Genomic DNA, 11444 nt, shown 5'->3' on the forward strand with positions numbered 1-11444 from the left:
GCCGGGGCCCAGTCGAGATGGCCGCGCGGATCGAACGCACCGGGAGACCAGGAAGTGTTGCGCTCCTGGGCCCTGGGCCCCGGCCTTCGCCGGGGAAGCGCTTCCAAAAGTGCGATAGGGGTGTTGCCCAAGAGGCTAGGCGCAACCGCTCTGCGTCCTCCGCGCCTCTGCGCGAACCGATCTACCGCAGAACCGCCTGGCGCGCCCGATCAGTCGCGCACCTGCCGCGGATCTGCGGGAGGCGCACTCGCCGCCGCCGCGATCCGCTCGGCCTCGCTGCCGATTCGCCGCTGCGTATCGATCTGCACCACCGCCGCCGCCTTTTTCGGGTCGAACAGCGTCGCAAAGAACATCCCGATCATCATCGCGGCACCGCCGACGCGCCCCTTGCGCTTCGCTTTGTCCGCGCGCGGCGTCATTGCAGCGTGACCGAATCCTCGCCGTCGTGGCGACCGAAGAATTGCATCAGCTGGATGATCAGCTCGGCGCGATCCTCGATTCGCGGCGCTTCGAGCAGCGCCTGCTTCGCCGCGACGTCGAACGGCGCGATCTGCGCGATGCCGTTGACCAAGGCCTCGTCGTCGAGCCGGGTCACCGCGTCCCAATCGACCGCATAGCCTTGCGCATCGGCAAAGGCGCGCGATTCGCTCTCGAGCGCAGACCGCCGCGACAGTGACAGGATCTCGGGCTCGCTCGGTCCGGGAATCAGTTCCGCCTCGACCTGACGGAAGGCAGTGGTGACATCGAGCTCGCGCACGATCCGGAACAGCGAAAGCCCCTCGAGGATCAGATTGTAGCGCCCGTCCTCGCTCGCCTCGAACTCCGAAATCTTGCCGACACAGCCGACCTCGAACAACGGCGGCCGCTCGGGCCGCACCGGCACGTTGGGCCGCGGCTGGACCATGCCGATTCGGCGATCGCGCGCCATCGCGTCCGAGATCATCGCCCGATAGCGCGGCTCGAAGATATGCAGCGGCAGATGCATGCCCGGGAACAGCAACGCCCCCGGCAAGGGGAAGATCGAGAGCCGCGTGACCGTCATCCGAACAGGATCGCCGAGAGCTTGCGCCGTTGCGCCGAAACCCACGGATCCTCGAGCCCGACCACCTCGAAGATCTTGAGCAATTGCGCGCGCGCCGCGCCGTCGTTCCACGTGCGATCGGCGGCGATCATCGCGAGCAGCGTGTCGGCCGCGGCATCGCGGTCGCCCGCCGCCATCTGCCCGCCGGCGAGTTCGAAGCGTTTCTCGTGATTCTCGGGGTTCGCAGCGACTTCGGCGGCAAGTCCGGCCAGATCGTCGACCGGCTGGACTTCGCGCGCGAGCGCCAGCGCGGTCCGCGCGCGTTCGATCTCGGGGAGCTTGGCGATCTCTTCGGGAAGCGCGGCAATCGCCGCCTCGGCCTCGTCGGTCTGCCCGGCGGCGACCAAAGCGCGCACCATGCCCGAGAGCACCGCAGGATGCTCGGGCGCCATTTCACTCAATTGCGCGAACACGCTCACCGCACGTTCGGCATCGCCCTCGACGAGGACCTGCTCGCCCATCGCGATCAGCGGCTCGAGCTCGGCCTCGAATCCGGCGGCTTCGCTCTCGATCGGCAATTGCTTGAGCAACTGGTCGAGCATCGTGCGCAATTGCGTCTCGGTGCGTGCGGGGGTCAGGTCGGCGACGAGCTGGCCCTGGAACATCGCATAGACCGTCGGGATCGACTTGATCTGGAACTGCGCGGCGATGAACTGATTCTTGTCGGTGTCGATCTTGGCGAGCAGCACGCCCTTGTCGGCATAGGCTGCCGCGACCCTTTCGAGCAGCGGCGTCAGCGCCTTGCACGGACCGCACCATTCGGCCCAGAAATCGATCACGACGAGCTTGGTCATCGACGGCTCGACGACGTCGCGGCGGAAGCTCTCGACGGCCTCGCGTTCGGCGGCGCTCATTCCCAGGGTGGCCAAGTGGTGCTCCAATCTTCTGTGCTGTGCGTCTTATGTGGGCGCTCAGCCTGCGAAGCCAACCCTTTTCTGAACGATCTGCACGCGACCCGCGATAAGGGGTTGCCGAGGGCGAAGGTCGCTGTTAGAGCCCGCCACCTTACCCGCCCAGTCAGCCACTGACCGGGCCGTAAACGCCAGAGCGGGCGTAGCTCAGGGGTAGAGCACAACCTTGCCAAGGTTGGGGTCGAGGGTTCGAATCCCTTCGCCCGCTCCAGTTTTCCTAAGGGAAAACAGTGCGTAGGCCATGGTGCCGAGCGCCGATTGATTCGATGATTTCACGGTGATGCCGGGGCGCGATCGCGACGATCGGCGTCGCTCATTCCAGCGGAACGAAACGGAGCGGCAGCCCGTCCTTCGGCCGCGGGATCGGCCAGGCTTGCCACGTCTCACCCGCCCCCGCATCGAGCTCGATACGATAGCGGCTGAGCAGATGCGCGATCAGGATCCGCACCTGCATCGTCGCGAAATGCAGCCCCAGGCACATATGCGCGCCCCCGCCGAACGGCACCCAGGCATATTTATGCCGCGCGCGCACCGCATCGGGGGTAAAGCGAAACGGATCGAAGCGCTGCGGATCGGGCCACAATTCGGGCATGGTGTGGGTGTAGGCAACGCTGACGCTCACCGTCGTCCCCGCCGGAATGTGAAAACCGCCGAAATCGAACGGCTTGATCGCGCGACGCGGCAGCGATGGCACCGGCGGGATCAGCCGCAGCGCTTCCTTGAACGCCATGTCGGTCAGCACCAGCCGGTCGAGCTGCCCGGGCGGCAGCCCACCCGTGTCGTTGCGCCCGAGATCGGCGATCTCAGCGCGCAACTTCTCCTGCCATTCGGGATTGCGGCCGAGCAGCATGACGAGGCTCGTCGCCGACGAGGTGATCGTGTCGTGCGCGGCCATCATCAGGAAGTTCATGTGATCGGCGATCGCATCGGCGGCGAGCGGTTTTCCATCGTCGTCGGTCGCGCGGCAGAATTGCGAGAAGAAGTCCTGGCCGCCAGCCGCGCGCCGCGCCGGAATCTCGCGCTCGAACAGATCAATTAGATAGGCGCGCGCGCGGACCCCTTTGCGCATCTGCGAGCCTGGTAGCGGCACACGGATCGGCGTGATTGAAGCCTGCACCTCATCGACAAACGCCTGGTTGATCCGCGTCGCCTCGGGCCCGAGCGGCATGCCAAGAAAGCTCTCGGCAGCGAGATCGAGCGTCAGTTGCTTGATCGCGTCGTAGAAGCGTATCGGCCGGTTGCCCCAGCCCGCGACGGCGCGCGCGATACCGGCGTCGAGCGTCTCGGCATAATGCCGCATCGGCTCGGGCTTGAACGCGACCGCCATCACGCGGCGGTCGGCGCGGTGCTTGTCGAAATCCATCAGCATCAATCCGCGCGGAAACAGCAGGTTGAGCAACGGCCCCCAGCCCTGCTCGGACGAGAAGATCCGGTCGCGATCGAACAGCACGAGCTCGTTGGCCTCGGGGCCGATCAAGCTGACCGTCGGACCGCCAAACGCATTGTTGCGGAACACCGGGCCATAGCTGTCGATCATGTGGCGCCCGAAGCGCACCGGATCCTTGAGCATGCGGAAGGTGTTGCCGACGAAGGGCAATCCGTCCTCCCCCGGAATGGCGCGGATGGCGCTTTGCTTCTGACGCGGCAGCCAATGCGGATTGGCCTTGAAGGTGTGGGCGTACGCCATCGTCGCGCTCCTGCTTACTGACATCGGTATAAGTAAGGAGTCGAGCGCTGGGAAGAGCTTAGCGCGGCGTCTCCTGGCCGAGCGAGTCGAGCCAGCTTGTGACCATGCTGGTGCGGCTGCTCGAGACCGCGCCGGCCAGTACCACTGCGACGACGCAGATCGGCATCAGCATGTCTAAATCGATCAGCGCCACCAGCAGCAGCACGAGCGTCACGCCGATGCTCAGCAGACCGAGCGCGGCGATGCGGCGTTCGCCCGGGGGCAACAGCGCGATGACGCGCGGACCTTTGCGGTCCCAATTCGGCGACGTCGTCAGCAACCGGCGCCCGTCCGCGTCGCGCACGCGGAACAAGGCGGCGACCAGCGGCGCGCCGAGGGCGTCGCCCGGGGCGATCGGGTCGGCGCGCCGTTGAAGCGGCGCGGCCGGCGGCTGTTCGGCCCATGTGTCGATCGTGTGGAGCCGCCCGCCGCGTTCGACGATCTTGTAGCGCGGCGGCGGAGGCTTGCTCATCCGCCGCGCCGCGCCCGCCACTGCTGGGCACTCTGCCCCTGCGCATAGCGCTTGCCGGCAAAGGCCGCCGCGACGCCCCAGCCGACCTCGGTGCCGGGCCAGCCTTCGGGCTGCCACGGGCCGATCCGCCCGACCCACGCACCTGTCTTTCGCTCGATCACCGAGAACATCGAGAAGCCGCGCGTCATTCACGCACCGGCGCGCACCGAAGAGTCGCGCCAGGCGACCGCACGCGGCATCGCGCCACCGAGGTGCGCCATCGTCTCGCGATCCGCGGCGAAGGCGGCATAGGCTTCGAAATCCGCCGGCTCGGGGAGCCTTAGGATCAACCGCTCGGTGAACAGGATCGGCCCGCTCACCATCAGCGTCAGCCGAAGCGCGCTTTCAGCACCATCATCGCGAGTGCCGCCTTGGCCGCCTCGCCGCCCTTGTCCTTTTCCGACTTGCGCGCGCGCGTCAGCGCTTGAGCCTCGTCCTCGGTCGTGAGGATGCCGTTGCCGATCGCCAGGCCGTCCATCGACAGCGCCATCAGCCCGCGTGCGCTCTCGCCCGCGACGATCTCGAAATGATAGGTCTCGCCGCGGATCACCACGCCGAGCGCGACGAAACCGTCATACAGGCCACTTTCCGCCGCGAGCGCGACCGCACCGGGAATCTCGAGCGCACCCGGAACGGTGATCGTCTCATGCTTATGGCCCGCGGCCTCAATCGCGGCGCGCGCGCCTTCTAGCAGCAGGTCGTTGAGATGGTCGTAAAAACGCGCTTCGACGATGAGCAATTTGGCCATTATTCGCCCCCGGTACCGGAAATGGGTCGCTCGTCGACGATCGACAGGCCATAGCCCTCGAGCCCGACCAAAGCGTGATGCGTATTGGTGAGCAGAATCATTTCCTCGACGCCGAGCTCGGCGAGGATCTGCGCGCCGACGCCGTAATCGCGCAATTCCTCGACCTCGGGCGCGCCCGCGCCCTTGCCCTCGCCGCGCAGCTTGATGAAGCGCGTCACCGAATCCTTCATCGGGCGGTTTATCACCACGATGACGCCGGCGCCTTCGGCAGCGATCGCTTCCATCGCGCCCGACAGCAGGCCGGAACGCTCGGATTGCTCGCCGAACATGTCGACGAAATAGGAGGCTGTGTGCATCCGGACCAGGGTCGGCTTGGTCGGGTCGATCCGCCCCTTGACCAGCGCGATCGTCTCGTCGCCGGTCGCCTTGTTGTGAAAGGTCATCGCCTTCCATTGGCCGCCCCATTTCGAGTCGAACGGCATCTCGGCCCGCTTCTCGACGAGATGGTCGTGGCGGCGGCGATACGCGATCAGGTCGCGGATCGTGCCGATCTTGAGATTGTGGAGCTGCGCGAACGAGACGAGATCGTCGAGCCGGCTCATAGTGCCGTCCTCGTTCATGATCTCGCAGATCACGCCCGACGGGTTGAGTCCGGCGAGCCGCGAGACGTCGACCGCAGCCTCGGTATGGCCAGCGCGGACCAGCACGCCGCCATCGCGCGCGACGAGCGGGAAGACATGGCCAGGCGTGACGATCTCTTCCTTGCCCTTCGACGAATCGATCGCGACCGCGATGGTGCGCGCCCGGTCGGCGGCGGAAATCCCGGTGGTGACGCCGTCGCGCGCCTCGATCGAGGTGGTGAAGGCCGTTTCGTGCCGTGTGCCGTTGTGGCGGCTCATCAGCCCGAGCCCGAGCTCCTCGACCCGCTTCTTGGTCATCGCGAGGCAGATCAGCCCGCGGCCGTGCTTGGCCATGAAGTTGATCTTCTCCGGCGTCGCCATCTGCGCGGGGATGACCAGATCGCCCTCATTCTCGCGATCCTCGTCATCGACCAGGATGAACATCCGGCCGTTCTTGGCCTCGTCGATCAACTCCTCGGGCGAGGACAGGAACCCATGGCGCAGCCGCGCGACTTCAGGCTTTGGCACGATAATGCTCCATGCGTTGCAGATAGCGGGCGAGGACGTCGATCTCGATATTGACGCTGCTGCCCATGCGCAGGTCACCGAGCGTCGTCATCGCCCGGGTGTGGGGAATGACGTTAACCGCGAAACGGGTGGTGCCGTCATCATGGTCGTCGATCGCGTTGACGGTCAGGGATACACCGTCGACGGTGATCGAGCCCTTGGACGCGACGAACGGTGCGAGCGCGGCGGGTAATTCGATCGTGATTTTGTGCGAATCGCCCTCGGGCTCGATCGAAGCGACGGTGGCGACGCCATCGACATGCCCCGTGACGATATGGCCGCCCAGCTCCTCGCCGAGTTTCAGCGCGCGTTCGAGATTGAGCCGGCGACCGGCGGTCCATTGCTCGGCGGGCGTGCGCGAAACGGTCTCGCCCGAAACATCGGCAGCGAACCAGCCTGACGCCTTGTCGATGACGGTGAGGCACACGCCCGAACAAGCGATCGACGCGCCGAGATCGACGCTCACCATGTCATATCCGGTGGTCACGAAGATGCGCCGGTCGCCACGCCCCTCGATCCGGTCGATCGTGCCGATGTCGGTAATGATGCCGGTGAACATGGCGCTACTCCCTGACGCGCTCGTAAACCTCGAGCCGGTCGCTGCCAAGGGTGCGCGCATCGGTCATCGCCCAGCGGCCGTGCGCGTCGGTAAGATCAGCGAGGCCGATGTCGGGCAAGGTGCGGCCGTCACCGACGAGAATCGGCGCGCGATAGAGCAATAGACGATCGACCAGATCGGTGGCGAGGAAGGCCGCCGCGGTGGTCGGGCCGCCTTCGACCAGCAGATGATTGACCGCCTCGAGCCCGGCAATGTCTTCGGGCGACGCGATATTTTCCCAATCCCCGGCGGCGGCACCCGCGGGATGCACAAAGTCGGGCGTGCGCGACAAGATCACGCGGCGCGGCGAGCGTTGTCCGAGCCCGGGCAAGCGCACGTCCAGCGTCGGATCGTCGCAGTCGATGGTCGCACGGCCGACCAGGATCGCTTCGTGGCGGCTGCGCTCGAGATGCGCGTGCGCCCGCGCCGCGGGGCCGGTGATCCACTGGCTCGCCCCCGATCCCAACGCGGTCGCACCATCGAGCGACATCGCCAGCTTGAGCGTCACCGCCGGGCGTCCCCGGCGCTGTCGGAGGAGGAACCCGGCCATTGCCGAGCGCGCGGCATCAGCACCGGTGCCAAGCTCGACCTCGATCCCCGCCGCCCGCAGCCGAGCGACGCCTGCCCCATTGGTGCGCAGATCGGGATCCCCAAGCGCGATCACGACCCGCGCGACACCTGCCAGCTCGAGCAGGTCGCTGCACGCGGGGCCCCGCGTCGATATGTGCGCGCACGGCTCGAGCGTGACATAGACGGTCGCGCCGCGCGCTTTTTCTCCCGCTTGGGCGAGCGCCATCGCCTCGGCATGGGGGCGCCCGCCGGGCTGGGTCCAGCCCCGGCCGACCACCGCGCCATCGGCGACGATCACGCAGCCGACATTGGGGTTGGGCGCGGTCCGCCCGCGTCCGCGCTCGCCGAGCGCGAGCGCCGCGCCCATCCAGCGCGAATCGTCCGACATCCTGGCCATGCCTAGATTCCGTAGGCCTTGAGCCCGTCATTGACCTTCTTAAACTGCGCGCGCCGCTCGGCCTCGAGTCGCTTGAGTTCGTTGGCCTGGCGGGTCTGTTCGACCCCGTCGATCTTCTGCTGCGCGACGATCTCGGCATCGGTGCGGTCGGCGCGCCATTGCTGCACATAGATGATGTCGCGGTGATACGGCTTGGGCGGGATCTTCGATTCGTAGATCACGCCCATGATCATCACATAGGTCAGCGCGAGCGCGACGCCCATGAAGCCCAATTGGTGCGGCCGCCGGGTCACGATGTAAGTGCGCATATCGCGCCAGGCGCGCAGCGGGGATATGTAGCGCAGAAAATTCATGAGACCGAGATAGGCGCGACAGGGAAGCGATGCCAGCCCTGCCGCGCCTGCCCTCGCCCGCTATTCTTCGTCGAGCACGAAGCGGACCGCCATCGTCTGCCACGCCTCGATCGCCACGCCGTCGCGCGTGCCGGGCACGAAGCGCCATTTCTCAAGTGCGCGCTTGCGCGTCGCCTCGAAGAAGGCGGGGCTCGACGCGCTGACCTGCTCGACCTGCTTCACGCGCCCGTCGGTGCCGATCAGCACGCGCACCACGACGCGTCCCGCGCGCCCGGCGAGGCGCTCGTCGCTCGGATAGGTCGGCTGGAACGCGCCGAGATAGCGCGAGTCGAGCTTTGGAATGGTGATGACCGGCGCGGGCGGTTTGACGATCATGCCCACATCACCCGTGCCGCCGGCGAACGGTTGAACCGGCGGCGGATCAACGTGTGTGGCGATCGGGCCGCTCGGGATGCCCGGCAATACGGGTTTGGTCAGGTCGAGCGACTCGGGCGGCGGCTTCACCGGCTGCGCGGCGTGCTGGATCTGCGGGACGGGCTTTGGTTCGGGCTTGGGCGGGGGTGGCGGATCGAGCGGGATGTTGGTCGCGGTGATCGTCGGCACGATATCGCGAACGAAATGCGGCGCGGTCAGCGAAAGCCCGAACAGCAACACGCCGCACGCACCGAGCGCAAAGGCGACTCCGCCGGGGTTAAAACCCTGGCGGCTGGCATAACGATCTGCATGCATCGTCCCGTCTCCATCTTTGCCGTCCGATTCTGCGCCGGACATGGAGAGGATGTTACATCATACCATTATGTTGGCAAGAGACATTGTATCCTGCCGCTTCAAGCCGGAGAAAGGCGGGCGATCGTGCGCTCGCGCCCGATGAGCGGGAGGAGCGCCTTCATGTCGGGACCATGGTCGCGCCCGGTCAGCGCACGGCGCAAGGGCAAGAACAGCGCCTTGCCGCTGCGTCCGGTCTCGGCCTTCAGCGCGCCGGCCAGCGCGTGCCACGGGTCCGCTGCCCAGTCGAGCGACTCCGCAGTCCGCGCGGCGGCAGCGAGGAAGTCGGCATCGGCGGGGTCGCGATCGGCGACGATCGGGCCCTCGATCACGCCCCACCAGTCGGCCGCTTCGGCGATCGTCTGGAGATTGGGCCGCACCGCCGCCCATTCCGCCGCGCCCATCCCGGCGGGAAGCCGGCCGGCGACGTGCGCGAAATCGAGCTGGTGGACGATCTTGGCGTTCAATCCCGCAAGCTCGGCCTCGTCGAAACGCGCCGGCGCGCGACCGAATTTGGCGAAATCGAAGCTCTCGATCAGCGTCGCGGTCTCGACCAGCGGTTCGACCGGCAAACTCGTCCCGATCCGTGCGAGCAAGGCGCGCACCGCCTCGGGTTCGATCCCGACCTCGCGGAAATGCGCGACACCGAGCGAGCCGAGCCGCTTCGACAATTTGCCTTCCGAGCCGACCAGCAGCGCTTCATGTGCGAACGCGGGCGGCGCGACGCCCATCGCGTCGAACATCTGCAACTGCAGCGCGGTGTTCGAGACATGGTCCTCGCCACGCACGACATGCGTGATGCCCATCTCCATATCGTCGATCGCCGAGGGCAGCATGTAGAGCCACGATCCGTCGGCGCGGCGGATCACCGGGTCGCTCATCGTCGCGGCATCGAATCTCTGCGGACCGCGGATCAGATCGTCCCACACGATCGGCGCGGCATGATCGAGCTTGAAGCGCCAGTGCGGCTTGACGCCGGCCGCCTCGAAGCTCGCCCGCTCGGCGTCGCTCAGCGCGAGCGCAGCACGATCATAGACCGGCGGGAGCCCACGCCCGGCGGCAATCTTGCGCTTGAGATCGAGCTCCTGCGCGGTCTCATACGCCGGGTAGACACGGCCGGCTTCGCGCAACGCCGCAAAACGCGCATCATAGAGCGCGAAGCGCGCCGACTGCCGTTCCTCACCCGCAATCGTCAGCCCGAGCCAGGCGAGGTCGGCACGGATCGCCTCGACGAAGCGCTCATCGCTGCGCTCGGCATCGGTATCGTCGATCCGCAGCCAGAATTCGCCACCTTGCGCTTCCGCCCACAGCCAATTGTGGAGTGCGGTGCGGATGTTGCCGACGTGCAGCATGCCGGTCGGCGAAGGGGCGAAGCGAGTGCGGATCGTCATGCGACGAGCGGTAGAGGACGCCGCGCCCTTTCGACAAGCCCGCGCATACTCCCGCGCTTTGCGGCACGCCCCGCGGCGTCGCACGGCACGCGGTCCCTTTCCCCCGGCGGAGGACGCTCCTAAGGAGGCTGCAAATCGGCAAGCACAAGGGGCGGCCCATATGAAACTTCTCACCGGCAATTCGAACCTGCCGCTCGCGCGCGATGTCGCCGCCTATCTTCAGCTGCCGCTGACCGACGCGCAGGTCCGCCGCTTCGCCGACGAGGAGATCTTCGTCGAGATCCAGGAGAATGTCCGCGGCGAGGACGTCTTCGTGCTGCAGTCGACCGGCTATCCGGCGAACGACAATCTGATGGAGCTGCTGATCTGCATCGACGCGCTGAAACGCGCTTCGGCGCGGCGGATCACCGCCGTGATCCCCTATTTCGGCTATGCCCGGCAAGACCGCAAGCCGGGGCCGCGGACGCCGATCTCGGCCAAGCTCGTCGCCAATCTGATCACCGTCGCCGGCGCCGACCGCGTCCTCTCGGTCGATCTCCACGCCGGGCAGATCCAGGGCTTCTTCGACATTCCAACCGACAATCTGTTCGCCGCGCCGGTGATGTCGGCCGACATTCTTACGCGCTACGGCAACCGCAATCTGATGGTCGTCTCGCCCGACGTCGGCGGCGTGGTGCGCGCGCGCGCGCTCGCCAAGCGGCTCAATAACGCGCCGCTCGCGATCGTCGACAAGCGCCGCGAGCGCGCGGGCGAGTCGGAGGTGATGAACATCATCGGCGAGGTCGAAGGGCGCTTCTGCATCCTGATCGACGACATCGTCGATTCGGGCGGCACGCTGTGCAACGCTGCCGCCGCGCTCCGGCAGGCGGGCGCCGCAGGCGTTGCGGCATACATCACGCACGGCGTGCTGTCGGGCGGCGCGGTAGCGCGCGTCGAAAGCTCGGCGCTCGAGGAACTGGTGATAACCGATTCGCTCGGCAGCCACGATATCGTCGCCTCGGCCAATAAGATCCGCCATCTGACGATCGCGCCACTGCTCGCAGAGGCGATTCGCCGGATCGCCGACGAATCGTCGGTTTCGTCGTTGTTCGACTGACGCTTGGTTGATTGACAACGATTCAAGTCGTCTATAGATAGGAGCAAGCGCGTGGGCTATTAATCGCACGCGCTTCTAGCTAAGGGTCCCTGCGGGGGCCCTTTTTCGTA

15 protein-coding genes and 1 tRNA gene are annotated in these 11444 nt (G+C 66.7%); 2 read left to right on the plus strand and 14 right to left on the minus strand.

What is annotated here, in order from left to right; translation table 11 throughout:
- Positions 1 to 209: 209 nt before the first annotated feature.
- The 3 genes from RH90_RS04905 to RH90_RS04915 are packed head-to-tail and all read right to left on the minus strand — an operon-like array spanning position 210 to position 1935.
- On the minus strand, positions 210 to 419 hold the full coding sequence (locus RH90_RS04905) for a hypothetical protein (RefSeq protein WP_010184243.1): 210 nt from the start codon (positions 417 to 419) through the stop codon (positions 210 to 212).
- Entirely contained in the window at positions 416 to 1042 is a 627-nt protein-coding gene (locus RH90_RS04910; RefSeq protein WP_010184244.1) for an LON peptidase substrate-binding domain-containing protein, read from the minus strand. The genes RH90_RS04905 and RH90_RS04910 overlap by 4 nt, the downstream gene beginning before the upstream one ends.
- A complete protein-coding gene (locus RH90_RS04915) occupies positions 1039 to 1935 on the minus strand; it encodes a tetratricopeptide repeat protein (protein ID WP_010184245.1) in 897 nt (298 codons plus the stop codon). Before RH90_RS04915 ends, RH90_RS04910 begins: the two co-directional genes overlap by 4 nt.
- Positions 1936 to 2128: 193 nt before the next feature.
- Between RH90_RS04915 and RH90_RS04920 the strand changes: the two genes are divergently transcribed.
- Positions 2129 to 2203, plus strand: a tRNA-Gly gene (locus RH90_RS04920).
- 102 nt (positions 2204 to 2305) lie between these two features.
- Here the strand turns inward: RH90_RS04920 and RH90_RS04925 are convergent.
- The 11 genes from RH90_RS04925 to RH90_RS04970 form a co-directional block, all read right to left on the minus strand.
- Positions 2306 to 3679: a cytochrome P450 gene (locus tag RH90_RS04925; protein WP_010184246.1), complete on the minus strand. Its 1374-nt coding sequence runs from the start codon at positions 3677 to 3679 to the stop codon at positions 2306 to 2308.
- Positions 3680 to 3737: 58 nt separating this feature from the next.
- Positions 3738 to 4190 carry a hypothetical protein gene (locus RH90_RS04930; RefSeq protein ID WP_157134518.1) on the minus strand — a complete coding sequence of 151 codons (453 nt, stop codon included), beginning with the start codon at positions 4188 to 4190 and terminating at the stop codon, positions 3738 to 3740.
- Positions 4187 to 4378, minus strand: coding sequence for a GNAT family N-acetyltransferase (locus RH90_RS21980; RefSeq protein WP_010184248.1), 192 nt, complete (start codon positions 4376 to 4378; stop codon positions 4187 to 4189). Before RH90_RS21980 ends, RH90_RS04930 begins: the two co-directional genes overlap by 4 nt.
- Positions 4379 to 4552, minus strand: coding sequence for a GNAT family N-acetyltransferase (locus RH90_RS23335; RefSeq protein WP_010184249.1), 174 nt, complete (start codon positions 4550 to 4552; stop codon positions 4379 to 4381).
- A gap of 5 nt (positions 4553 to 4557) precedes the next feature.
- A complete protein-coding gene (gene ribH, locus RH90_RS04940) occupies positions 4558 to 4977 on the minus strand; it encodes a 6,7-dimethyl-8-ribityllumazine synthase (RefSeq protein WP_010184250.1) in 420 nt (139 codons plus the stop codon).
- On the minus strand, positions 4977 to 6125 hold the full coding sequence (gene ribB / locus RH90_RS04945) for a 3,4-dihydroxy-2-butanone-4-phosphate synthase (protein WP_010184251.1): 1149 nt from the start codon (positions 6123 to 6125) through the stop codon (positions 4977 to 4979). The genes ribH and ribB overlap by 1 nt, the downstream gene beginning before the upstream one ends.
- The gene (locus RH90_RS04950; protein WP_010184252.1) at positions 6112 to 6723 is read right to left on the minus strand and encodes a riboflavin synthase; all 612 of its coding nucleotides are present in this window, start codon (positions 6721 to 6723) and stop codon (positions 6112 to 6114) included. Before RH90_RS04950 ends, ribB begins: the two co-directional genes overlap by 14 nt.
- Before the next feature lie 4 nt (positions 6724 to 6727).
- Positions 6728 to 7720, minus strand: a complete 993-nt coding sequence (ribD, locus tag RH90_RS04955) for a bifunctional diaminohydroxyphosphoribosylaminopyrimidine deaminase/5-amino-6-(5-phosphoribosylamino)uracil reductase RibD (protein WP_010184253.1) — start codon at positions 7718 to 7720, stop codon at positions 6728 to 6730.
- Between the two features lie 11 nt (positions 7721 to 7731).
- Positions 7732 to 8037 carry a hypothetical protein gene (locus RH90_RS04960; protein ID WP_232280302.1) on the minus strand — a complete coding sequence of 102 codons (306 nt, stop codon included), beginning with the start codon at positions 8035 to 8037 and terminating at the stop codon, positions 7732 to 7734.
- A gap of 105 nt (positions 8038 to 8142) precedes the next feature.
- Complete coding sequence (locus RH90_RS04965) at positions 8143 to 8811, minus strand: energy transducer TonB (RefSeq protein WP_010184255.1); 669 nt, start codon at positions 8809 to 8811, stop codon at positions 8143 to 8145.
- 98 nt (positions 8812 to 8909) lie between these two features.
- Positions 8910 to 10238, minus strand: coding sequence for a glutamate--tRNA ligase (locus RH90_RS04970; protein ID WP_010184256.1), 1329 nt, complete (start codon positions 10236 to 10238; stop codon positions 8910 to 8912).
- A gap of 160 nt (positions 10239 to 10398) precedes the next feature.
- On the opposite strand from RH90_RS04970, the gene RH90_RS04975 reads away from it, so the two are divergent.
- Positions 10399 to 11334, plus strand: coding sequence for a ribose-phosphate pyrophosphokinase (locus tag RH90_RS04975; protein ID WP_010184257.1), 936 nt, complete (start codon positions 10399 to 10401; stop codon positions 11332 to 11334).
- Positions 11335 to 11444: the final 110 nt, after the last annotated feature.

Source organism: Sphingomonas sp. PAMC 26605, from assembly GCF_000241485.1.
GTDB lineage: Bacteria > Pseudomonadota > Alphaproteobacteria > Sphingomonadales > Sphingomonadaceae > Sphingomonas.